Consider the following 22,550-nt stretch of genomic DNA (forward strand, 5'->3'; position numbering starts at 1 on the left):
GCGAGAAATGCGCTTCTGCTTACCCGCATGATAGACTATGCCTTTAAACCTGACACATCGCGAGTAAATCAATGAAAATTGGCATTATTGGTGCTATGGAAGAAGAAGTTACGCTGCTGCGTGACAAAATCGTCAACCGTCAGACCCTAAGCGTAGGCGGATGCGAAATTTATACCGGCCAGCTGCACGGCACCGATGTTGCGCTGCTGCGTTCAGGGATCGGTAAGGTTTCGGCGGCGATGGGCGCAACGCTGCTGCTGGAGCACGCAAAACCGGATGTCATCATCAATACCGGTTCGGCGGGCGGTCTGGCTCCGACGCTGAAAGTGGGCGATATCGTCGTTTCCGATGAAGCGCGCTATCACGATGCCGACGTCACCGCGTTTGGCTACGAATACGGTCAAATGGCAGGCTGCCCGGCAGCGTTTAAAGCCGACGAAGCGCTGGTTGCCGCCGCCGAAGAGTGTATCCGCGAACTTAACCTTAACGCGGTGCGCGGGCTGATTGTCAGCGGCGATGCCTTTATCAACGGCTCGGTCGCGCTGGCGAAAATCCGTCATAACTTCCCGCAGGCGATTGCCGTTGAAATGGAAGCCACTGCCATTGCCCACGTCTGCCATAATTTCAGCACCCCGTTTGTGGTGGTCCGCGCCATTTCCGACGTGGCTGATCAGCAGTCGCACCTGAGCTTTGACGAGTTCCTGGTGGTGGCCGCGAAGCAGTCCACGCTGATGGTCGAAACGCTGGTGCAGAAACTGGCGCGTGGCTAACGTCCTGTTAAGAGCAGCTGCTCTGCTGCTGCTCTTGCCCGCGTGGCTGTTCGCCGCGCCGCGCGTCATTTCGCTTTCTCCCGCCAATACCGAGCTGGCGTTCGCCGCCGGGATCGTGCCGGTGGCGGTCAGCAGCTACTCCGATTATCCCCCGCAGGCCGCCACGATTGAACAGGTGGCGACCTGGCAGGGGATGAATCTGGAGCGCATCGTGGCGCTAAAACCGGATGTGGTGCTCGCCTGGCGCGGCGGTAACGCCGAGCGCCAGGTGAATCAACTGAGCGCTCTCGGCATTCGCGTGGTGTGGGTGGAGAGCAACTCGATTGAGCAAATTGCCGCGGCCCTGCGCCAGCTTGCCGCGTTCAGCCCGGCGCCCCGGCAGGCGGAGCAGGCGGCGCAAACGCTGCTGAACGATTATCACGCCCTCAAAATGCGCTATGCCCGACAGCCGAAAAAACGCGTCTTCCTGCAATTTGGCCTGACGCCGCTGTTTACCAGCAGCAAGGGCTCCATTCAGAACCAGGTGCTGGAAGTCTGCGGTGGCGACAATATCTTTGCCGACAGCCGCGTCCCCTGGCCGCAGGTCAGTCGCGAACAGGTGCTGGCGCGTCAGCCGCAGGCGATTATCACCACGGCCAGCGCGGGCGAAATTCCGAAAATCCAGCAGTTCTGGCGCAACCAGCTAAAAATCCCGCTGATTTCCCTTAACGGCGACTGGTTTGAGCGCGCAAGCCCGCGTATTATCCTCGCCGCAAAACAACTCTGCGCTGCGCTCTCACAGGTAAATTAACCATGCTCGTCTACTGGCTTGATATCATTGGTACTGCCGTATTCGCTATTTCCGGCGTACTGCTGGCAGGAAAATTACGGATGGATCCGTTCGGCGTGCTGGTGCTGGGCGTAGTGACTGCGGTCGGCGGTGGGACCATTCGCGATATGGCGCTGGCACACGGCCCGGTATTCTGGGTGAGAGATCCGACCGATCTGGTGGTGGCGATGGTGACCAGTATGCTGACCATTCTGCTGGTACGCCAGCCGCGCCGCCTGCCGAAATGGATCCTGCCGGTACTGGATGCCGTCGGCCTGGCGGTGTTTGTCGGGATTGGCGTCAACAAAGCTTTTCTCGCTGAAACCGGCCCGCTGGTAGCAGTGTGCATGGGCGTAGTGACCGGCGTGGGCGGCGGCATCATCCGCGACGTGCTGGCGCGTGAAATCCCGATGATCCTGCGTACTGAAATTTACGCCACCGCCTGTATTATTGGCGGCATTGTTCACGCCACCGCGTTCTACACGTTTGCGGTGCCGCTGGAGAGTGCAAGTATGATGGGGATGGTGGTTACGCTGACGATCCGCCTGGCGGCGATCCGCTGGCATCTGAAGCTGCCAACCTTTGCGCTGGATTAACCCGACCTGAACAGGCCGGGTCAGAGAATTATACGCTGAACGACGACCCGCAGCCGCAGGTGCTTTTCGCGTTCGGGTTGGTCACGATAAAGCGCGAGCCTTCCAGCCCTTCGGTGTAATCTACCGAGCCGCCAACCAGATATTGCAGGCTCATCGGGTCAACCACCAGGCCAACGCCCTGCTTCTCAATGGTCATATCGCCATCGTTGATTTGATCGTCAAAGGTAAAACCATACTGGAAGCCGCTGCAACCACCACCGGTGATATAGACGCGCAGTTTCAGATTCGGGTTATCTTCATCGGCAATCAGGTTTTTTACTTTGCTGGCGGCTGCGTCTGTAAATTGCAGCGGCAGCGCTACGTCATCACTCATTTTTTGCTCCCAACGACATCGGTAATTGGGCAAATATTAACCCAACCATGATGGGCATTATCTAATACCCTGGTAATTCGTTCAAGTATTCTCGTCCGCCTGCTTTGCCAGCGTGCGGGCAAGCAGGGTGGAGTATAGCGGTTTTCCACCGACAAACTGGGCTAACAGTGTCGCGCCGAGGCAGGTAATAATCATTGGCAAAATGAGCTGGTAATTGTCGGTCATTTCCAGCACCAGCACGATCCCGGTCAGCGGCGCACGCACTGAGGCCGCCAGCAGCGCCCCCATCCCGGCGATGGCGAAGGTTCCGGCATCCAGATGATACGCCGGGAAAATGCCCGCCGCCGCCATGCCAAAGGTCGTCCCCAGCAGCGTGCCCAGCGCCAGCATCGGAGCGAAAATCCCGCCGGGCGCGCCGGAACAAAAACAAAGCAGCGTCGTGGCGACGCGGGTCAGAAAGATCACCAGCAGCAGGCCAATGCCGTAATGCCCCGCCACCGCCAGCGGGATCAGATTAAATCCGCCGCCGGTCGCTTCAGGATCGATAAGCCCAATCACCCCGCACATGCCGCCAAGCAGCCCGCCCAGCAGTACCCACTTAAGGATATTACCGCCGTGGACGCGCTGAAACATATCCTGAGTCCGCAGTACCAGCGCGTTAAACAGCGGACCAACGCCGCCAAAAATGATGCCGAGGATCAGATACAGCCACAGCGTGTTAACCGGGGCATTGCTCAGCTTGCCGACGTCAATGACCGCCGCTTCGCCGTTAAACAGGCGAAAGACAATGCTTGACATGATCACGCCGGTAAACACGGCCTTAATGGAAATCAGACTGTAGCGAAACTGCGGGCGCATCTCTTCAATGATAAACAAAATGCCCGCCAGCGGCGCGTTAAACGCGGCCGACAGCCCCGCCGCCGCGCCGGTTGCCAGCAGCGTATGGCGGGCCTCTGCGCTCTTCAGGCGAAAGATATCCAGCACCATTCGCCCGATATTACCGCCGAGTTGTACGGTCGGTCCCTCACGACCCAGTACCATCCCCGCGCCCAGCGTGCCCATCCCGCCGATAAACTTGACTGGCAGCACGCGCCACCAGCGTACCGGACGCAGCTCTTCCAGCGCGCCCTCGATTTCAGGAATGCCGGAGCCGCCCGCTTCCGGGGCATATTTGCGCACCAGAAAATAGCCCACCATCGCCAGCAGCGCGGAAAGGATAAATGCCAGCGGCCAGATGCCGATGCCGTTCACGCTGGCCAGCGTTTCGCTACGCAGGTGCTGAACGCCGTTCACCGCCTTTTCAAAGGCCACGCCCACCAGCCCGGCGAGAATGCCGACCAGCGCCGCCAGCAGTAAAATAGCCAGCGGCGTTTTATCCCGCTGGAGGAGCTGGCGGATCTGTTTACCACGACGCAGACGCACCCTTTGCTGCGTTTCAAAAGAAGAGGTTTCAGCTTTCATCGCTAATCATTTATGGGTAAGACCGTGCAGGAGCCGCATTCTACCCGCCGCCTGTGTAAAAATCCCCTGAAAATTGTAATGCTTCAATTGGGCAAAACTTTCATAACCTTGCCGGAATACTTTAGAATGACAGTGATTAATTTTTCGTTAACCAGGAATGAAGCCATGAGCAAGTCTGAAAACCTCTACAGCGCCGCACGCCAGGTGATCCCCGGTGGAGTCAACTCCCCGGTTCGTGCCTTTACCGGTGTCGGCGGCACGCCGCTGTTCATTGAACGTGCGGACGGCGCGTATCTGTATGACGTCGATGGCAAAGCCTATATCGACTACGTTGGTTCCTGGGGTCCGATGGTGCTGGGGCATAATCATCCGGCGATCCGCAATGCGGTGATTGAAGCCACCCAGCGCGGTTTAAGCTTCGGTGCGCCGACTGAAATGGAAGTCAAAATGGCGGAGCTGGTGACTGAACTGGTGCCGACGATGGATATGGTGCGGATGGTCAACTCCGGCACCGAAGCGACCATGAGCGCGATCCGCCTTGCGCGCGGCTTTACCGGGCGCGACAAAATCATCAAATTTGAAGGCTGCTATCACGGTCACGCCGACTGCCTGCTGGTGAAAGCCGGTTCCGGCGCGCTGACTCTCGGCCAGCCAAACTCTCCGGGCGTACCAGCGGATTTTGCGAAGCATACCCTGACCTGCACCTATAACGATTTAGCGTCGGTGCGCGAGGCGTTCGAACAGTTCCCGCAGGATATCGCCTGCATCATCGTCGAGCCGGTGGCGGGCAATATGAACTGTATCCCGCCGCAGCCGGATTTCCTGCCCGGCCTGCGCACGCTGTGCGACGAGTTCGGCGCGCTGCTGATTATTGACGAAGTCATGACCGGCTTCCGCGTGGCGCTGGCGGGCGCGCAGGCGCACTACGGCGTGGAGCCGGACCTGACCTGCCTCGGTAAAATCATTGGCGGCGGAATGCCGGTTGGCGCATTTGGTGGACGCCGTGAAGTGATGGACGCGCTGGCACCGACCGGCCCGGTTTACCAGGCGGGAACGCTTTCCGGCAACCCGATCGCGATGGCCGCAGGCTTCGCTTGCCTGACCGAAGTCGCCCAGCCGGGTATCCATGCTACTCTCGACGCGCTCACCACACAGCTGGCAAGCGGTCTGCGCAGCGCGGCTGAGGAAGCGGGCATTCCGCTGGTGGTTAATCACGTAGGCGGCATGTTCGGCATTTTCTTTACTGATGCGCAGACGGTGACCTGCTATCAGGACGTGGTGGCCTGCGACGTTGAGCGCTTTAAGCGCTTCTTCCATCTGATGCTGGAAGAAGGCGTTTACCTGGCACCGTCCGCCTTTGAAGCGGGCTTCATGTCGGTGGCGCATAGCGAAGTGGATATTGATAACACCATCGACGCCGCGCGTCGGGTATTCGCCCAGCTATAATTGTGGGAGGGTGCTAATTAGCGCCCTCCTCTGCCGCCCTTTCTTAACGTCCTACCGACTCTGCTTACGCAACAAATAAACGAAATACGGCGCACCGATAAACGTCGACAGCAGCCCGGCCGGGATCTGGAACGGGAACATGATCATTCTGCCGCACCAGTCGGCGAAGACCAGAATCAGCCCGCCGATTAACGCCGAGATGACGATGTGCGGAAGCGTCCGGCGGAAGCCCAGCATTCGGGCAATATGCGGCGCCATCAGACCGATAAAACTAAGCGGTCCAATGGTCAGCGTGGCGGTCGCGGTCAGCGCCGATGCCAGTAGCAGCAGCCCAATACGCGATGGCGTCAGCGCCACGCCCACCGCGCGGGCGGTGTCGCCTCCGAGCGGCAGGATGGTCAGCCAGCGACTGCACAGCGGAACGATAGCCAGCAGCACGACCATAATCACCGCCGTCTGCATGACCTGCTGTTCCGTTGCGTTATAGGTCGAGCCGGAAATCCACGTCAGGATCTGCGCCATGCGCGGGTCGCCGCTCGCCTGCAACATCATCAGCAGCATGGTGAACGCGGTACTCAGCGCCATCCCTGCCAGCAGCATTCGGTGGGGTGAAAAACCGCCGCGCCCGGCAGCAATCATAATGATCATCAGGGTGCCCGCCGCACCGAGGCTTCCCGCTGGCAGCAGCCAGCCGAACGCATTACCCGGCACCAGGAACAGCATCAGCACAATACCAAAGGCCGCGCCGGAACTGATCCCCAGCACTTCCGGGCTGGCCATCGGGTTGCCGGTCAGCCGCTGGATAATACATCCCGCCACCGCCAGCAGTACTCCGGCGAACAGCGCGGCGAGAATACGCGGCCAGCGCCACTGCATCAGCGCATTCAGCGTATCACCGCTGGCCCACTGCCAGCCCTGCGCGTCGCGACCCAACGACAGCGCGGCAAAGACGGCAAGCAAAAGGAGCACCAGGCCGATGAGCGCAAAACGCAGGACGTGCTGACGCTCGGCGCTCACGCTGTCGCTGGCGTTCATCGCGGGCGCGGTCATGCTGCGCAGGCGCGGCAACAGCCACAGCAGCAGCGGTGCGCCAATCAGCGCCGTGACCGAGCCAGTAGAAACTTCCATCCAGACGCGGGTCAGCCAGACGATAATTTGATCGGACAGCCAGAGGATCAGCGCACCAATCAGCGGAGCCAGCAGCAGGCGGGAAATCAGCCGCCGCGCGCCGAGCATTTTGGCCAGCAGCGGCGAAAACAGGCCGATAAAGCCAATAATCCCCACCGCGTTGACCAGCAGGGCGCTTAACACGATAGCCAGCGTTAACGCCCCCAGCCGGGCGAGGGACAGCGCCAGACCGAGATTGCGGGCGACGCCGTCGTCCAGCCCCATCAAGGTTAGCGGACGCAGCAGTAACAGCGTGAGCATCACGCCGCCCAGCAGCTGCGGGCACAGGCGCTGCACAATGCTCCAGTCGGTCTGGGTCAGGGTGCCGGTACTCCACAGGAACATACTTTGTAGCTGGTCATGATGGAAAATCACCAGCAGCTGGTTGATCGCGCCGCAGTACAGGCTCACCACCAGCCCGGCGAGAATTAACGTCACCGGCGAAAGCCGTTTCCCCCACGCCACGCCAAAGACCAGCGCGCCGACGATACAGGCCCCCGCCAGCGCTGCAAACTGTGAAACCAGCACGCCGGGGATCGCCCACAGCGAGGTGATCGTCATGCCGAGCTGTGCCCCGGTCGCCACGCCAAGCGTGGTCGGTTCAGCCAGCGGGTTACGCAGCACCTGCTGAAACAGCACGCCAACCAGCCCCAGCCCCGCGCCGACCAGCAGCGCAATAACCAGGCGCGGTAGCAGGCTGTAGTGGAACAGCATCTGCTCCACCACGTCGATATTTGGCTGCCAGAGCGCCTCATGCCACTGCGCGCGCGGCAGCGCCTGGGTGAAGTTAAACCCGGTCAGCGCCAGCGCGGCGATAAACAGCACCACCAGCAGTGCGGCAGGAAATGGCGCGATGCGTTGTCTCATGCGTTTCCTCCCAGCGCGCGATCCAGCACGCGGGCGAAATGCATGGCGGAGAGCGTCGCCCCGTAAAACCATACCGCTGGCACGCGCTGAAAACGTCCGCTGCGCACAAACGGCATCGACTGCCACAGCGGGGTGGCCGCGAGCTGGCGCATTTCGGCATCATTACCGTGATCGAAACACAACACGTCCACATCCTTAAACGCCGCCAGCCGATCCACGCCGATGGGCGTACTGCCCCAGAAAGTTGATTCCCCGTGCCAGGCGTTTTTAATGCCGTACCGATCCAGCACTTCCTGGAACAGGCAGTTCTGCCCAAACACCAGCACGTGGCGCACATCCATCACGGTGATCATCAGCAGTGGACGGTCGCCGCGTTGGGCAAAGCGTGGGATCAGTGAATCAATAAACCGATCGAATTCATTAAGATGCGTCTGTGCCTGCGCTTCCCGGCCAATCATCTGCGCCATTTCCTGGAGCGACTGTCGCGCTTTCGCCAGCGGCTTTTTGCCATCGCTGAAGGAAAACCCGCGCCCCGGCGCGATTTTGGCCAGTTGTTTATCCGACGGACCGTAACCCGCAGACCACACCAGACAGGAAGGTTTCATCTGCGCCAGCAGTTCGAGGTTCGGTTCGGTGCGCAGGCCGACGTCGATAACCGAGGAAGGCAATGAAGGCTCGTTGACCCACAAATTATAATTTTGCACGTCCGCCACGCCGTACGGCATAACGCCCAGCGCCAGCAGCAGTTCAACCGGTAGCCACTCCAGCGCCACGATGCGATGGGGATCGTAGGTTGCCGCTTCCGCCCTTCCCATCTGCCACATCAGCGGTGAGAGCGCCATCGCGGTCAGCAAACGCCGACGAGTGAGTGAAGTTCCGCCAGCCATCAGTAAACGAAACTCACCGGGGCCGCGCCTGCCGGGTGCGGCAGAATACCCATTGGAATACCGTAAATCTGCTCCAGCGTTTCGGCGCGCATCAGCGCTTCCGGCGTACCCTGAGCGATCATTTCGCCGCCGCGCAGGGCGATCAGATAATCGCAGTAGCGGGCGGCCATATTAATATCGTGCAGCACGGCGATCACCGTCAGCCCGCGCTGCTGGCTTAAGCGATGCACCAGCGCCAGCACGTCTACCTGATGGGCGATATCCAGCGCCGAGGTAGGCTCGTCGAGCAGCAGGCAGCGGCTGTCCTGCGCCACCAGCATGGCGATCCACGCCCGCTGGCGTTCGCCGCCGGAAAGGCTGTCCACCAGCCGGTGCGCCAGCGGTTTTAATCCCACCAGCGTAATCGCTTCTTCCACTTTTTCTCTGTCCGCGAGGCCAAAACGCCCCAGCGCACCGTGCCACGGATAGCGCCCGATGGCCACCAGTTCGCGCACCGTCATCCCCTCGGCCTGCGGCAACTGCTGCGGCAGATAGGCCACCTTGCGGGCGAACGCCTTGCTGTTCCAGCTTGCCAGCGGCTGATCGTCAAGCAGGATATCGCCTTCCGACGGCGGCTGGTGGCGTCCCAGCATCTTCAGGAGGGTGGATTTACCGGAACCATTATGCCCGATAAGCCCGGTCACTTTTCCCACCGGGAACGTCAGTGAGAGCGGATGCAGCAGCGTGCGCCCCGGTACCCGGAAGGTAACGCCGGAGAGCGCGAATGTGGTATCGGGTTGAGCTATCTTTTCGTGCATAGTGGCCAACTTAACAGATAAAAAAGGCACGCCGAAGCGTGCCCGTACAAGGCTTAGAAACGGAAAGTTGCGGTGGCGACAACCTGACGCTCTGCGCCCCAGAAGCAACCGTAAGTCTGGAAGCAGCTGGCGACGTATTCGCGATCCAGCACGTTATTCACGTTGACCGCAACACTAGAGCCCGCCATGCCGAAACGCGCCAGATCGTACTTGACGACCGCGTCCATCACCGCCGCGCTACCCACTTTGAAGCTGTTCGCCGCATCGCCGTAGCTGGAGCCGATAAAGCGTCCGCCGGTCCCCAGCGTCAGCCCGGACAGCGCGCCTTCGTTGAAGGTGTAATCTCCCCATAGCGAGGCCATATGTTCCGGCACCTGCTCCGGCGTATTGCCTTTCAGGGTGGTGTCTTTGGTGTATTCCGCATCGGTGTAGGTATACGACGCCGTCATATTGATATTGGCATTCAGCGCCGCTTTCGCTTCCAGCTCCACGCCGCGCGCGCGAATTTCGCCCGCTGGCACCTGGCCCAGCGGATTATTCGGATCGGCGGTCAGATTGTTGGTTTTGGTCAGCTGATAGAGCGCGCCAGTGACCACCACCGGCAGATCTTTCGGAACGTATTTCACGCCCGCTTCATACTGCTCGCCTTTCGACGGCTCGTAGGAAACGCGCGGCACGCTCCACAGATCGAATGCGCTGGGTTCAAACGACTGGCTGTAGCTGAAGTATGGCGTAATGCCGTTATCAAACAGATAGTTAATGCCGCCGCGCCAGGTGAACTGGTGGTCGTTACGCTCGATATAACCTTCGGTCGGGGTGTAAGAGTTCTGACGGACGGTAGTCGCCTGCTGCGACCAGTCATAGCGTCCGCCAAGCGTCAGCACCCAGCGATCCCACTCGGCCTGATCCTGAACGTAAATCCCGGTCTGCTCGCTTTCGTTCATCTGATACGGTTCTGCACCGCCGAACGCGAAGTCATCAGGTTGATAATCGCTGTAAAGATCGATAGACGGCGCGCTGCCAAAGGTGGCGTTGATATCGTTCCGCATCCGCATGTAGTCCACCCCGGTCAGGAGGGTGTGATCGACGGCTCCGGTGGCAAATTTGCTCTGCAGCTGGGTGTCGACGCTGAAGTTTTGCAGACGCTCATTATCTACCACGGTGCTGCGATTGAGCGTATGGCCATCCGCCGCAATCCCGGTGCCGTACACGCTTTTCTGCGAGGTTTTCATCTCGTTAAAGCGCAAATTCTGGCGCACGGTAAAGGTGTCGTCAAAGCCATGCTCAAAGCTATAGCCGACCATTTTTTGGTTGCGGGAATAGGTATTGTTCGACGCGCCTTCGTTGAAGTCCGTCGGCAGGCGTTTACCGTTTGGCAACGGCTCAACGGTGCCTTCTTTCGGCAGCCAGCCGTAATAGCCGGTTTCAGGTTCGTTCTGGAAATAAGACAGGAAGGTAAAATTCGTTTTATCGTCAGGACGCCAGGAGAACGACGGTGCAATCGCATAACGCTGTGATTCTGAACTGTTCTGCTGTTCATCAGCAGAATGAGCCACGCCGGTCAGACGGTACGAGTAAACGCCGTCATCATCCAGCGCATCGCTAAAATCAAAGCCGGTCTGGAATTCGTTATCCAGCCCCACCTGGAACTGAACTTCTTTCAGCGGTTCGGTGGTCGGGCGTTTGCTGACCATCGAAATGATCCCGCCGGGGTTACTCTTCCCATACAGGACGGAGGTTGGCCCGCGCATCAGCTCGACGCGCTCCAGCATATAGGGGTCGATTACCGCATCGTTATAGAAGTTTCCCTGTAACTTCAGGCCATCCAGATAGTTATTCTGGTTCAGGCCGACGGAGGAGAAACCACGGATAATCACAAAGTCGTAGGTATTCGATGCCCCACGGCTGTTGACCGTCACGCCTGGCGTATAGCCCAGCGCCTCTTTCACCGACTGGAACTGGTGCATTTCCATTTCTTCACTGGTGACAACGGAAACAGACTGCGGTGTTTTTTCAATCGGGGTATCGGTTTTAGTGGTCGTCGCGGAACGTTTTGCGGCAATCGTTGGAGCCGGACCCCAGGCACTTTCCTGCGCGGCAGGCGCTGCGGTGACGGTAATGGTTTCTTCTTTCGGTTGAACCGCTGCCTGTGCATAAACAGACATGCCGCTAACCGCTGTGGCTACTACGACTGCGATTTTACGCAGCGAGTAAGTTGGCTGAGCAGTTTTAAGACGCGCCATTGGTATATCTCTGATGGATAGTGAATGATAACGTAAACGAGAATTATTATTATGACGGCAGCATAATAGGCGAAACGCCGAAGGCATAGCAAGTGATATGCGCCCATGGAAAAATTAAGGGATTAAGAAATAACCAGATACGCAGTGTGGCTTAAATAAAGCATAAAAAAGCCCCCGGATGAAGGTCTCAACCGGGGGCTTTGCAGGGCAGCGGTTAATCGCCGCCAAACATATCTTTAATCCAGCCCGCGACGCCGTCGCTCTCTTTCTTCTGCGGCTGCTGCTGCTGTTGCGGCTGTTGCTGCTGTTGCTGCTGTGGCGGCGACTGCTCGAACGGATTGGCCTGCTGCTGCTGTTGCTGCTGCAACATTTCGCTCTGCTGGCAAAGCGCGTTCGGATCGGTCGTCCATACCGGCAGGGCGCGTGAGCCACCGCTGCACAGGAAGTTACCGCCGTCATCAACACCCATATCCACCACGTCTTCCGGCGGGGTTAACACCAGCGGGATCGGCGACTGGTTGGTCAGGTAGCGCTGATAAATAGACATCGCGCCGCTGGCACCGTACAGCTTCGTCGGCTGGTTGTTATCGCGTCCAACCCAGGTGATCACCACTTCACGCCCGTCGATCCCGGCAAACCAGGTGTCCACGTTATTGTTGGTGGTCCCGGTTTTACCCGCCAGATGCAGACCCGGATATTTTGCGCCAAGCTGACGACCCGTACCGCGCTGCACCACCTGCTGCATGGTCCACAGCGTCATATACGCCGCCTGCGCCGGAACCGCGCGCTCGGCCTGCGGGAAGCTCTGGTACAGCACGTTGCCGTCTTCAGCGATCACTGAACGCAGCGCCGAGAGCGGCGCACGGTTACCGCCGCTGGCGATCGTCTGGAACGCCTGCGCTACTTCGACCGGGGTCAGGTTGAGCGCCCCCAGTAGCATAGCCGGAACCGGATGCAGCTGATTTTCCGGCACGCCCAGTTTTTTCCAGGTATCGGTGACGGCAGGCAGGCCCAGCGTCATCCCCAGATTGACCGTCGGCACGTTCATGGAGCGGGTCAGCGCATCGACTAACATCACCTGGCCATTTTCGCTGTAGCGATGATCGTCGTTCTGCGGTGACCACACCTGGCCGTTCGGCTGGCGCAGAGCCAGCGGCGCATCGGCGATCCACGTATTCAGGCGGAAGCGGTTGGGCTGGCTGAGCGCGGTCAGATAGGTCGCCGGTTTCGCCAGCGAGCCGATCGAACGTCGCGCCTGCATTGCACGGTTATAGCCCGCAAACTGCGGTTCTGCCCCGCCGACCATCGCGCGGACTTCGCCGCTGAAGCGGTCAACGACCACCATCGCGGTTTCCAGATCGGCCAGCTTACGCTGTTTCTTCAGCGCCGGAACGCCCTCGGTCGCCGCTTTCTCTGCCGCATCCTGCGCCACGGAATCAAAAGTGGTGAAGATCTTCACGCCGGAGAGATCTTTAACTTTATCGCCCAGTTTCGCCTGTAATTCCTGACGCACCATCTGCATAAAGGCTGGCTGCGGAGAGATCACCCCGCCACGCGGCTGCACGCCCAGCGGACGCGCGCTCAGCATGTCGTACAGTTCCTGGTCGATCACCTGCTGCTGTTGCAGCAAACGCAGCACCAGATTGCGGCGCTCCAGCGCCAGTTTCGGGTTACGCCACGGGTTGTAAATCGATGCGCCTTTCACCATGCCGACCAGCAATGCCTGCTGATCGAGGCTCAGCTCTTCGACCGGACGCCCGAAGTAGTACAGGCTCGCCAGCGGGAAGCCGCGAATTTCGTTGTCGCCGCTCTGACCGAGATACACTTCGTTCATGTACAGCTCAAGGATGCGATCCTTGCTGTAGCGGGCATCAACAATCAGCGCCATATAGGCTTCGTTCGCTTTACGCCAGTAAGAGCGCTCGCTGGACAGGAACAGGTTTTTCACCAGTTGCTGGGTCAGCGTACTCGCCCCCTGCACCGTCCGTCCGGCGGTGAGGTTCGCCAACATCGCACGGCCGATGGAGTAGAAACTGATGCCGTCATGCTCATAGAAATGACGGTCTTCCGTCGCCAGCAGCGTATCGACCAGCAGATCCGGGAAACCGCTGCGCGCCACGAACAGTCGCTGTTCGCCGTTTGGCGACGACAGCATGGTGATCAGGCGTGGATCGAGACGGAAAAAGCCAAACTGACGACGGCTCTCCATATTCTCAATGCTTTCCAGATGATCGCCGTCAAACTTAAGACGCGCGCGCACCTGCCCCTCTTTGCTGTCCGGGAAATCGAACGGGCGGCGGATCATCTCGATGCTGTTGGCCTGCACGGTAAACTCGCCCGGTCGCGTCATCTGCGAGACTTCGCGGTACTGGGTTGCCGTCAGCAGCTTGACCATCTCGTTCTTACTGATCGACATGTCCGGCTCAAGGTTTACCATCCGGCCATACACGGCCGCAGGCAACTGCCAGACTTTCCCGTCGATACGACTGCGGATCTTTTGGTCGAGATACACGCCGTAAATAACGATCAGTACGATAAAGACGATAAACAGCTTCAGCAGCAACCACAGCCAGCCGCGTTTTCCGCGCGGCTTGCGCCCGCCTCGGCCATTGCCCCTGCCCCGGCTTTTACGCGGCGGCGGCACATCGTCTTCTTCATCTTCATAGTCGTCGTCATACTCCTGACGGCGACTGACTTTTTGTTTTACCGGACGCGCAGGTCTTCCTTTACGTCCAATCGGTTCGCGGTCATTCCCCGCCATGCTTTCTCTCCGCAACATTCAGGCGTAATGCCCGATTCTCAGTTCTTCCTCCCGCAGGAGAAAGAAGAAATCTCTCAAATATCATCTTCAACCGGATGACGGCGTTGCCTCGCCCGATTATGAATACTTCTTCGTCCGCCGCGTCGGAGCGGTATTCGCCGGATCGTCAGGCCAGACGTGCTTTGGATAGCGCCCTTTCATCTCTTTTTGCACTTCGCGATACGCGCCCTGCCAGAATGCGCTCAGGTCGCGGGTGATTTGAAGCGGGCGCTGCGCGGGTGATAATAGTTCAAGAACCAGCGGAATGCGCCCCCCGGCAATCACCGGCGTGCGGGCTTCGCCAAACATTTCCTGCATCCGTACCGCCAGCGCAGGCGGATTTTCCTGATGGTAGCGAATGGCGATCCGGCTACCCGTCGGCACAGTGTAATGCTCTGGCAGCTCACTATCCAGCCGTTGCCGCAGTGACCAGTCCATCCGGTTACGCAGCGCTGAAGCCACATCCAGCGCCTTCAGCGCGCGCAGGGAGTGAACGCCCGACAGTTCCGGCAGCAGCCACTCCTCAAGCGAGTCCAGCAGCGACGCATCGTCGACGGCGGGCCAGTTTTCTTCCGGCAGCCAGAGAGCGGCACAGTGTAACCGCAAACGTAGCTGCTCTGCCTGCGGTGTCCAGTTTAATACATTCAGGCCCTTATCGCGGATGCCATTGAGCATCGCCTGATGCAGCTCCGCTTCCGAGGGCTTCGCCAGCGGCTGCACTTTTAGCGTCAGTTCACCGATGCGACTGCGCCGCAGCGCCTTCAGCGTGCCCTGCGCGTCGTCCCATTCGACGGTATCAGACTGCTGAAGCAGCACCGGACACGCGGCGATAAATTTATCCATCTCCAGCGGTAGCGCCAGCAGGATGCGGGCATCCGGCGACGCGCTGCCCTGTAACAGTAACGGCGCAATCAGCCATTCGTGGCGATTCATGGCGTCATCGGCATCCAGCATCGCCCCCATGCCGTTGGCAAGCTGATAGCGCCCGTCCTGGCCGCGTCGCCGCGCGATACGGTCGGCAAAACCTTGTGCCAGCAGCGGCGCAAGCAGATCGGCATCCGCCTTCCCGCCCTGACCACCCAGCCGCTGCCGCAGTTGTTGACTGCGCTGCTGCCAGTTCGGTTGATGGCGGGAAAACGCCACGCTGATGTCGGTACTGCCAGCGCGCGGCGGCTCTTCAAGGATGGCCGCCAGCTTCGCGGCGCTGGCGATCGCATCGGCCCCTTGCGCCCCGGCGAGCATCGCCGCCAGACGCGGCTCGTTACCGCTGGCCGCCATCCGCTGCCCGTGGGCGGTCAGGCGTTCGCCTTCCAGCGCCCCCAGTTGTGCAAGTAGCGTGCGGGCTGCGGTCAGGTTAGCCGCAGGCGGCAGATCCAGCCAGTTTAATTGTGAGGTATCGGTACATCCCCACTGCAATAGCTCCATCAGCAGGCCGGAGAGATCGCTGTGTAAGATCTCTGCGTCTCCCTGCGCGGCGGCGCGTTCCGCCTGCTCTTTACTGATAAGGTGCAGACAAATTCCCGGCTCCAGACGCCCTGCGCGCCCGGCACGCTGGGTCATCGAGGCCTGGCTGACGCGCTGTGTCACCAGCCGCGTCAGACCGGTACGCGGATCAAAACGCGCCACCCGCTCCTGGGCGCAGTCCACTACCAGCCGGATGCCTTCAATGGTCAGACTGGTTTCGGCAATGTTGGTCGCCAGCACCACTTTGCGTTTACCGGACGGCGGCGGGAGGATCGCCTGCCGCTGTTCCGCCAGCGGCAGCGCGCCGTACAGGGGGCAAAGCAGCACGTCTTCCGCCACCCGCGTGGCGAGTTGCTCCTGCACCCGCAGGATCTCGCCGACTCCGGGCAAAAACAGCAGCAGCGAACCGCTTTCTGCCCGCAACAGTTCACGGGTAGCGGCGGCGGCCGCTTCAGCAAAGCGCAGATGCGTCGCCAGCGGCTGATAGCGCCGCTCGACGGGAAACGCACGCCCGGCGGATGCCACCACCGGCGCAGCGGGCAGCAGCGTCTGGAGCCGCGCGTTGTCCAGCGTCGCTGACATAATCAGCAGCTTTAAATCCTCGCGCAGCCCCTGCTGCACGTCCAGCAGCAGCGCCAGCGCCAGATCGGCCTGTAAACTGCGCTCGTGAAATTCATCGAGGATCACCAACCCAATGTCGGCAAGTTCTGGATCGCGCTGGATCATCCGCGTCAGAATGCCTTCCGTGACCACTTCCAGCCGGGTCTGCGGCCCGACGCAGCTCTCCGCGCGCATCCGGTAGCCTACCGTCTGGCCGGGTTTTTCTCCCAGCAATTCCGCCAGCCGCTGCGCCACGTTACGCGCCGCCAGACGACGCGGTTCGAGAAGCAGAATTCGACCGTTAATCGCGCCCTGCTGCAACAGTTGCAGCGGCAGCCACGTCGATTTTCCCGCGCCGGTAGGCGCATTCAGCAGCACCTGCGGCGCGGTTTTCAGCGCGGTGAGAAGTTCAGGAAGGACGGCAGCGACCGGTAAAGAGGACACAAATGGCTCCAGAGGGTTAACATTAAACGGCGGTCATTGTAGCATCGCCACAAACCATAACCGAGTATCCCCGATGTCTGAGTCGAAAAGGCTGTTTTTCGCGCTGGCGCTGCCGGACGAGATCCAGCAGCAGATTATTCACTGGCGTGCGGCGCATTTCCCCGCCGACACGGGCCGCCAGATTGCAGCGGCAAATCTGCACCTGACGCTGGCGTTTCTCGGCGAGGTCAGCCCGCAAAAACAGCGCACGCTGGAAACGCTGGCCGGGCGCATCCGCCAGCCGGGATTTACGCTAAACGTCGATGATGCCGGTCAGTGGCTGCGCTCTGGGGTGGTATGGCTCGGCACGCGCCAGCCGCCGCGCGGCCTGCTCCAGTTAGCCAGTATGCTGCGCGCCCAGGCCGCACGCAGCGGCTGCTGGCAAAGTCCGCAGCCTTTTCATCCTCACATCACGTTGCTGCGCGACGCCAGCCATGCGGTGCCGATCCCCGCGCCCGGCTTCTGCTGGTCTTTTCCGGTGACGGAATTCATGCTGGTAGAATCACAATTTTTACGCGGTCGCACCCGCTACACTCCGCTCCAGCGCTGGCCGCTATTGCCTTTGGAAAAACAATGATATTTACGCCCCCGCTTCAGTCCGCCACGCTCATCAAGCGCTACAAACGTTTTCTGGCAGACGTCATCACGCCCGACGGCAAAGAACTGACTCTGCACTGCCCTAACACCGGGGCCATGACCGGATGCGCCACGCCGGGCGATACCGTCTGGTATTCCACTTCAGAAAATACTAAACGCAAATATGCGCACACATGGGAAATGACTCAAACGCAGCTGGGGGCATTTATTTGTGTCAATACATTACGGGCAAATAGTTTAACGAAAGAGGCGATTATCGCAGAACAAATCCCCACGCTTAATGGCTATAGCATCTTGAAAAGCGAAGTAAAATATGGAAATGAAAGCAGCCGAATAGATTTTATGTTGCAGGCAGAAGATCGCCGCAACTGCTATATTGAGGTGAAGTCGGTTACGCTGGCGGAAGAAGAGAAAGGCTACTTTCCTGACGCGGTGACCGAACGGGGCCAGCGGCATCTGCGTGAGCTGATGAGTGTGGCCGCAGGCGGTGAGCGCGCGGTAATGCTCTTTGCGGTACTGCACTCAGCGATCACCTGTTTTTCACCGGCGCGGCACATTGATGCTACCTACGCGCAATTGTTGGTCGAGGCACACAAAAAGGGTGTAGAAATTCTGGCTTATAAAGCGGAACTTTCTGCTAATAATATGACTCTGAGATGGCCTCTCCCCATTGCCTTGTAATGGGGGTCGGGAACGGTCAAATAATGTTCTGACCGCGCGTGTAAATACGCTTTTCCTCACAGGGTTGTCAAGTGTAACGTTTAGATAATTGCTATCCGGAAAAGCATCTGCTATTTATAGCGGCCTGATTTTCCCCCGACTAAGGGGATCGATAGTGCGTGTTAAGGAGAAACAACATGCAAGAAGGGCAAAACCGTAAAACATCGTCCCTGAGTATTCTCGCCATTGCTGGTGTGGAGCCGTACCAGGAGAAGCCGGGCGAAGAGTATATGAATGAAGCCCAACTGGCGCACTTCAGACGTATCCTCGAAGCATGGCGCAATCAGCTCCGGGATGAAGTCGATCGCACCGTTACGCACATGCAGGACGAAGCGGCTAACTTCCCGGACCCGGTTGACCGTGCTGCCCAGGAAGAAGAGTTCAGCCTTGAACTGCGTAACCGTGACCGCGAGCGCAAACTGATCAAAAAGATCGAAAAAACGCTTAAAAAAGTAGAAGACGAAGATTTCGGTTTCTGTGAATCCTGCGGGGTTGAAATCGGTATTCGCCGTCTTGAAGCGCGTCCAACTGCCGATCTTTGCATCGACTGCAAAACGCTGGCAGAGATCCGCGAAAAACAGATGGCTGGCTAACAGCGCCAATCCTAATGGCGGGAGCTCTTCCCGCCTTATTTAAACAGTGCCATGCCTGACTCACAGTATATTGGGCGCTTTGCCCCTTCTCCCTCCGGTGAACTCCATTTTGGCTCGCTGATAGCCGCTCTCGGCAGCTATTTACAGGCCCGCGCCCGGCAGGGCATCTGGCGCGTTCGGATAGAAGATATCGATCCGCCGCGTGAAATTCCCGGTGCGGCACACACCATCCTGCGCCAGCTTGAGCATTACGGCCTGCTGTGGGACGGCGACGTTCTCTGGCAGTCCCAACGCCATGACGCCTACCGCGACGCGCTGGCCTGGCTTGCCCGGCACGATCTCAGCTATTACTGCACTTGCACCCGCGCACGTATTCAGAGCGTCGGCGGTATTTACGACGGCTATTGCCGGGACCGCCATCGCGATGGCGACAATGCCGCCGTGCGCCTGCGCCAGCAGCATCCGGTCATCCACTTTCACGATAACCTGCGCGGCACCCTTCACGCCGACGAGCGGCTGGCGCGGGAAGATTTTATTATCCACCGCCGTGACGGGCTGTTTGCCTATAATCTGGCCGTCGTAGTGGACGACCATTTTCAGGGGATCAGCGAAATTGTGCGCGGCGCGGATCTGATTGAACCGACGGTACGACAAATTTCGCTGTACCAGCAGTTTGGCTGGGACGCTCCGCAGTATGTCCACCTGCCGCTGGCGCTTAACGATCGCGGCGAAAAGCTGTCGAAGCAAAATCATGCGCCCGCGCTGCCGGAAGGCGACCCGCGCCCGGTGATTATCAGCGCGTTAGCGTTTTTACATCAGCCGGTTATTGTTGGCTGGCAGGATCTCAGCGTGGAGCAACTGCTTGCTCTGGCGGTGGCTAACTGGTCGCTTAGTCGCGTCCTGCAAAATCCGTCATTCTCAAACGCGTCTCGCTGAGCTATGATTAGCCGCTATTTTTTTGTCCTGATATGAGGTGCACTATTTTTACCCGAGTCGCTAATTTTTGCCGCAAGGTGCTCAGCCGCGAGGAGAGCGAGGCCGAACAGGTCGTCGCCCGTCCGCATATGACGGTTATCCCGCGTGAACAGCATGCTATTTCCCGCAAAGATATCAGTGAAAATGCCCTCAAGGTCCTTTACCGCCTGAATAAAGCGGGATACGAAGCGTATCTGGTGGGTGGCGGGGTGCGCGATCTCCTGCTCGGCAAAAAACCCAAAGATTTTGACGTGACGACCAGCGCCACGCCGGATCAGGTGCGGAAACTGTTTCGCAACTGCCGCCTGGTAGGCCGTCGTTTTCGTCTTGCTCACGTTATGTTTGGCCCGGAAATTATCGAAGTGGCGACCTTCCGGGGTCATCACGAAGAAACCCAGGCCGATCGCACCACCTCTCAGCGTGGGCAAAACGGTATGCTGCTGCGTGATAATATCTTCGGCTCTATTGAAGAAGATGCCCAGCGCCGCGACTTTACCATTAACAGCCTTTATTACAGCGTGGCGGATTTTTCCGTACGCGATTACGTTGGCGGTATGCAGGATCTGGAAGAAGGCGTTATTCGTCTGATTGGCGATCCCGAAACGCGCTATCGCGAAGATCCGGTGCGGATGCTGCGCGCGGTGCGCTTTGCCGCCAAACTGAACATGACCATCAGCCCGGAAACCGCAGAGCCGATCCCGCGCCTGGCATCGCTGATGAACGATGTCCCGCCCGCGCGTCTGTTTGAAGAATCGCTCAAGCTGCTTCAGGCCGGTCACGGCTACGACACCTACAAACTGCTCTGTCAGTACAGCCTGTTCCAGCCGCTGTTCCCGACCATCACCCGCTATTTCACCGAAAGCGGCGACAGCGCGATGGAGCGCATCTTAGCCCAGGTGCTGAAGAACACCGATAAGCGCCTGCAAAATGATATGCGCGTGAATCCGGCGTTCCTGTTTGCGGCGATGTTCTGGTATCCGCTGCTGGAAATGGCGCAGAAACTGGCCCAGGAAGGCGGGCTGGCCTATCAGGACGCCTTTGCGCTGGCGATGAACGAAGTGCTTGATGAAGCCTGCCGCTCGCTGGCCATTCCGAAACGCATCACCACCCTGACGCGCGATATCTGGCAGCTTCAGCTGCGTATGTCCCGCCGCCAGGGTAAACGCGCGTGGAAGCTGCTGGAGCATCCGAAATTCCGCGCCTCTTACGACCTGCTCGCCCTGCGTGCAGACGTCGAAAACAATGCGGAGTTACAGCGTCTGGCGAAATGGTGGGGCGAATTCCAGGTTTCCGCGCCGCCTGCGCAAAAAGATATGCTTAACGATCTCGGTGATGAGCCTGAAGCACGTCGTCGTCATCGTCGCCCGCGTAAGCGTGCCCCGCGCCGCGAAGGCAGCGCATGACGCTTGCGTATATCGCTCTCGGCAGCAATCTGGCCTCTCCGCTGGAGCAGGTCAATGCTGCCGTTCAGGCAATAGGCGAGATCCCGCAAAGCCGGATTATCGCCGTCTCCTCGTATTACCGCACTCCCCCGCTTGGCCCGCAGGATCAGCCTGATTACCTGAACGCCGCCGTAGCGCTGGAAACCACGCTCGCGCCGGAAACGCTGCTCGATCATACCCAGCGCATTGAACTCCAGCAGGGCCGCACGCGCAAAGCCGAACGCTGGGGACCGCGCACGCTGGATTTAGATATTTTGCTGTTTGGCGACGAAGTGATAAACACGCCGCGCCTGACGGTGCCGCATTACGACATGCACAATCGCGGCTTTATGCTGTGGCCGCTGTTTGAGATTGCGCCGGAACTCCGTTTTCCGGGAAGTCACCAGCCATTACGCGAAGTGTTATCCCGCCTCTCCCCCTGCCCGGATCGCTGGTAATTCTCCTTCCGCGCCGCGGATTCAGGAAAAAAAGTAAACGACTTCCCGGTATTGCGCCTGACGTCGCTGTTATATCAATACTCTAAATAATTTGAGTTGCAGGAAAGCCAACGCATCTGCAACGTGAAGGATGACGAGGATATACTTCCAGCAAAAGCATTGCCCCCATCAATAGCACTGATAGAATGCCAGCCATTATGCACTTAGCTTTCGGGTAAGATTATGAAACCGACCACGATTTCGCTGTTACAGAAATATAAACTCGAGAAAAAACGCTTCGCGACCATCACCGCTTATGACTACAGCTTCGCTAAACTGTTTGCCGACGAAGGGCTGAACGTGATGCTGGTGGGCGACTCGTTAGGCATGACCGTTCAGGGTCATGACTCCACGCTACCCGTGACCGTTGAAGACATCGCTTACCATACCCGCGCCGTGCGCCGCGGTGCGCCGAACTGCCTCCTGCTTTCCGATCTGCCGTTTATGGCCTATGCCACGCCGGAGCAGGCGTTTGAAAATGCCGCTGTGGTGATGCGCGCCGGGGCGAATATGGTCAAAATTGAAGGCGGAGCCTGGCTGGTGGATACCGTTAAAATGCTTACCGACCGCGCGGTGCCGGTGTGCGGGCATCTGGGGTTGACCCCGCAGTCAGTGAATATTTTCGGCGGTTATAAAGTGCAGGGGCGCGGCGACGCCGGGCAACAGCTTCTTGATGACGCGCTGGCGCTGGAAGCTGCGGGGGCGCAACTGCTGGTGCTGGAATGCGTCCCGGTCGAGCTGGCGAAGCGCGTCACCGAAGCGCTCTCCATTCCGGTTATCGGCATTGGCGCAGGCAACGTCACCGACGGACAGATCCTGGTGATGCATGACGCTTTCGGCATCACCGGCGGTCACATTCCTAAATTTGCGAAGAATTTCCTTGCTGAAGCGGGCGACATGCGTGCCGCCGTGCGGCAGTATATGGCCGACGTCGAATCCGGTGTTTATCCGGGCGAAGAACACAGTTTCCATTAAGGAGTCAAGT

At 59.1% G+C, this 22,550-nt stretch carries 20 protein-coding genes; 11 read left to right on the top strand and 9 right to left on the bottom strand.

Annotated elements, in window-relative coordinates:
• The first annotated feature begins 71 nt into the window (after positions 1-71).
• Genes mtnN through RT197_RS20415 form a run of 3 tightly spaced genes read left to right on the top strand, consistent with a single transcriptional unit; the run spans position 72 to position 2,174 of the window.
• Positions 72-770: a 5'-methylthioadenosine/S-adenosylhomocysteine nucleosidase gene (gene mtnN, locus RT197_RS20405; RefSeq protein WP_312953015.1), complete on the top strand. Its 699-nt coding sequence runs from the start codon at positions 72-74 to the stop codon at positions 768-770.
• The gene (btuF, locus tag RT197_RS20410) at positions 763-1,560 is read left to right on the top strand and encodes a vitamin B12 ABC transporter substrate-binding protein BtuF (RefSeq protein WP_312953016.1); all 798 of its coding nucleotides are present in this window, start codon (positions 763-765) and stop codon (positions 1,558-1,560) included. Before mtnN ends, btuF begins: the two co-directional genes overlap by 8 nt.
• A 2-nt stretch (positions 1,561-1,562) precedes the next feature.
• Complete coding sequence (locus RT197_RS20415) at positions 1,563-2,174, top strand: TRIC cation channel family protein (protein WP_312953017.1); 612 nt, start codon at positions 1,563-1,565, stop codon at positions 2,172-2,174.
• 28 nt (positions 2,175-2,202) lie between these two features.
• On the opposite strand, the gene erpA is transcribed toward RT197_RS20415, so the two are convergent.
• Genes erpA through clcA form a run of 3 tightly spaced genes read right to left on the bottom strand, consistent with a single transcriptional unit; the run spans position 2,203 to position 4,008 of the window.
• Positions 2,203-2,547 carry an iron-sulfur cluster insertion protein ErpA gene (erpA, locus tag RT197_RS20420; RefSeq protein ID WP_097162931.1) on the bottom strand — a complete coding sequence of 115 codons (345 nt, stop codon included), beginning with the start codon at positions 2,545-2,547 and terminating at the stop codon, positions 2,203-2,205.
• Positions 2,540-2,605: a small protein YadW gene (gene yadW, locus RT197_RS22045; RefSeq protein WP_409529707.1), complete on the bottom strand. Its 66-nt coding sequence runs from the start codon at positions 2,603-2,605 to the stop codon at positions 2,540-2,542. Before yadW ends, erpA begins: the two co-directional genes overlap by 8 nt.
• Before the next feature lie 23 nt (positions 2,606-2,628).
• Positions 2,629-4,008 carry a H(+)/Cl(-) exchange transporter ClcA gene (gene clcA / locus RT197_RS20425; protein WP_312953019.1) on the bottom strand — a complete coding sequence of 460 codons (1,380 nt, stop codon included), beginning with the start codon at positions 4,006-4,008 and terminating at the stop codon, positions 2,629-2,631.
• Between the two features lie 165 nt (positions 4,009-4,173).
• Between clcA and hemL the strand changes: the two genes are divergently transcribed.
• Complete coding sequence (gene hemL, locus RT197_RS20430) at positions 4,174-5,454, top strand: glutamate-1-semialdehyde 2,1-aminomutase (protein WP_312953020.1); 1,281 nt, start codon at positions 4,174-4,176, stop codon at positions 5,452-5,454.
• A 51-nt stretch (positions 5,455-5,505) separates the two neighbouring features.
• On the opposite strand, the gene fhuB is transcribed toward hemL, so the two are convergent.
• The 6 genes from fhuB to hrpB all read right to left on the bottom strand — a co-directional run bounded on the left by fhuB (position 5,506) and on the right by hrpB (position 16,723).
• Positions 5,506-7,488: a Fe(3+)-hydroxamate ABC transporter permease FhuB gene (gene fhuB, locus RT197_RS20435; RefSeq protein ID WP_312953021.1), complete on the bottom strand. Its 1,983-nt coding sequence runs from the start codon at positions 7,486-7,488 to the stop codon at positions 5,506-5,508.
• Entirely contained in the window at positions 7,485-8,375 is an 891-nt protein-coding gene (fhuD, locus tag RT197_RS20440; RefSeq protein ID WP_312953022.1) for a Fe(3+)-hydroxamate ABC transporter substrate-binding protein FhuD, read from the bottom strand. Before fhuD ends, fhuB begins: the two co-directional genes overlap by 4 nt.
• On the bottom strand, positions 8,375-9,172 hold the full coding sequence (gene fhuC / locus RT197_RS20445) for a Fe3+-hydroxamate ABC transporter ATP-binding protein FhuC (protein WP_312953023.1): 798 nt from the start codon (positions 9,170-9,172) through the stop codon (positions 8,375-8,377). Before fhuC ends, fhuD begins: the two co-directional genes overlap by 1 nt.
• Before the next feature lie 53 nt (positions 9,173-9,225).
• A complete protein-coding gene (gene fhuA, locus RT197_RS20450; protein ID WP_312953024.1) occupies positions 9,226-11,415 on the bottom strand; it encodes a ferrichrome porin FhuA in 2,190 nt (729 codons plus the stop codon).
• Positions 11,416-11,629: 214 nt separating this feature from the next.
• Complete coding sequence (gene mrcB / locus RT197_RS20455) at positions 11,630-14,176, bottom strand: bifunctional glycosyl transferase/transpeptidase (RefSeq protein WP_312953025.1); 2,547 nt, start codon at positions 14,174-14,176, stop codon at positions 11,630-11,632.
• Positions 14,177-14,293: 117 nt separating this feature from the next.
• The gene (gene hrpB / locus RT197_RS20460) at positions 14,294-16,723 is read right to left on the bottom strand and encodes an ATP-dependent helicase HrpB (protein WP_312953026.1); all 2,430 of its coding nucleotides are present in this window, start codon (positions 16,721-16,723) and stop codon (positions 14,294-14,296) included.
• A gap of 73 nt (positions 16,724-16,796) precedes the next feature.
• Here hrpB and thpR point away from each other — a divergent pair, with 73 nt between their 5' ends.
• From thpR to panB, 7 genes are all read left to right on the top strand, one after another.
• On the top strand, positions 16,797-17,339 hold the full coding sequence (gene thpR / locus RT197_RS20465) for an RNA 2',3'-cyclic phosphodiesterase (RefSeq protein WP_312953027.1): 543 nt from the start codon (positions 16,797-16,799) through the stop codon (positions 17,337-17,339).
• Positions 17,336-18,040 (top strand): DNA/RNA nuclease SfsA, encoded by a 705-nt coding sequence (gene sfsA, locus RT197_RS20470; RefSeq protein ID WP_312953028.1) that lies wholly within the window; start codon positions 17,336-17,338, stop codon positions 18,038-18,040. The genes thpR and sfsA overlap by 4 nt, the downstream gene beginning before the upstream one ends.
• A gap of 176 nt (positions 18,041-18,216) precedes the next feature.
• A complete protein-coding gene (dksA, locus tag RT197_RS20475) occupies positions 18,217-18,672 on the top strand; it encodes an RNA polymerase-binding protein DksA (RefSeq protein WP_002463986.1) in 456 nt (151 codons plus the stop codon).
• A 51-nt stretch (positions 18,673-18,723) separates the two neighbouring features.
• Complete coding sequence (gene gluQRS / locus RT197_RS20480; RefSeq protein ID WP_312953030.1) at positions 18,724-19,608, top strand: tRNA glutamyl-Q(34) synthetase GluQRS; 885 nt, start codon at positions 18,724-18,726, stop codon at positions 19,606-19,608.
• A 44-nt stretch (positions 19,609-19,652) separates the two neighbouring features.
• Positions 19,653-21,050, top strand: a complete 1,398-nt coding sequence (gene pcnB, locus RT197_RS20485; protein WP_312953042.1) for a polynucleotide adenylyltransferase PcnB — start codon at positions 19,653-19,655, stop codon at positions 21,048-21,050.
• Positions 21,047-21,526, top strand: coding sequence for a 2-amino-4-hydroxy-6-hydroxymethyldihydropteridine diphosphokinase (gene folK / locus RT197_RS20490; protein ID WP_312953031.1), 480 nt, complete (start codon positions 21,047-21,049; stop codon positions 21,524-21,526). The genes pcnB and folK overlap by 4 nt, the downstream gene beginning before the upstream one ends.
• Before the next feature lie 222 nt (positions 21,527-21,748).
• Entirely contained in the window at positions 21,749-22,540 is a 792-nt protein-coding gene (gene panB, locus RT197_RS20495; protein WP_312953032.1) for a 3-methyl-2-oxobutanoate hydroxymethyltransferase, read from the top strand.
• Positions 22,541-22,550: the final 10 nt, after the last annotated feature.

The organism is Superficieibacter sp. (assembly GCF_032071645.1).
In the GTDB taxonomy this organism is placed as follows: Bacteria; Pseudomonadota; Gammaproteobacteria; order Enterobacterales; family Enterobacteriaceae; genus Superficieibacter.

What these genes read in the sequence shown, in the direction of transcription:
- sfsA (WP_312953028.1), top strand. Translation starts at nt 17,336, where the DNA reads ATGATATTTACGCCCCCGCTTCAGTCCGCCACGCTCATCAAGCGCTAC.
- panB (WP_312953032.1), top strand. Translation starts at nt 21,749, where the DNA reads ATGAAACCGACCACGATTTCGCTGTTACAGAAATATAAACTCGAGAAA.
- thpR (WP_312953027.1), top strand. Translation starts at nt 16,797, where the DNA reads ATGTCTGAGTCGAAAAGGCTGTTTTTCGCGCTGGCGCTGCCGGACGAG.
- erpA (WP_097162931.1), bottom strand. Translation starts at nt 2,547, where the DNA reads ATGAGTGATGACGTAGCGCTGCCGCTGCAATTTACAGACGCAGCCGCC.
- folK (WP_312953031.1), top strand. Translation starts at nt 21,047, where the DNA reads ATGACGCTTGCGTATATCGCTCTCGGCAGCAATCTGGCCTCTCCGCTG.
- RT197_RS20415 (WP_312953017.1), top strand. Translation starts at nt 1,563, where the DNA reads ATGCTCGTCTACTGGCTTGATATCATTGGTACTGCCGTATTCGCTATT.
- dksA (WP_002463986.1), top strand. Translation starts at nt 18,217, where the DNA reads ATGCAAGAAGGGCAAAACCGTAAAACATCGTCCCTGAGTATTCTCGCC.
- fhuB (WP_312953021.1), bottom strand. Translation starts at nt 7,488, where the DNA reads ATGAGACAACGCATCGCGCCATTTCCTGCCGCACTGCTGGTGGTGCTG.
- clcA (WP_312953019.1), bottom strand. Translation starts at nt 4,008, where the DNA reads ATGAAAGCTGAAACCTCTTCTTTTGAAACGCAGCAAAGGGTGCGTCTG.
- fhuA (WP_312953024.1), bottom strand. Translation starts at nt 11,415, where the DNA reads ATGGCGCGTCTTAAAACTGCTCAGCCAACTTACTCGCTGCGTAAAATC.
- fhuD (WP_312953022.1), bottom strand. Translation starts at nt 8,375, where the DNA reads ATGGCTGGCGGAACTTCACTCACTCGTCGGCGTTTGCTGACCGCGATG.
- hemL (WP_312953020.1), top strand. Translation starts at nt 4,174, where the DNA reads ATGAGCAAGTCTGAAAACCTCTACAGCGCCGCACGCCAGGTGATCCCC.
- mtnN (WP_312953015.1), top strand. Translation starts at nt 72, where the DNA reads ATGAAAATTGGCATTATTGGTGCTATGGAAGAAGAAGTTACGCTGCTG.
- fhuC (WP_312953023.1), bottom strand. Translation starts at nt 9,172, where the DNA reads ATGCACGAAAAGATAGCTCAACCCGATACCACATTCGCGCTCTCCGGC.
- gluQRS (WP_312953030.1), top strand. Translation starts at nt 18,724, where the DNA reads ATGCCTGACTCACAGTATATTGGGCGCTTTGCCCCTTCTCCCTCCGGT.
- mrcB (WP_312953025.1), bottom strand. Translation starts at nt 14,176, where the DNA reads ATGGCGGGGAATGACCGCGAACCGATTGGACGTAAAGGAAGACCTGCG.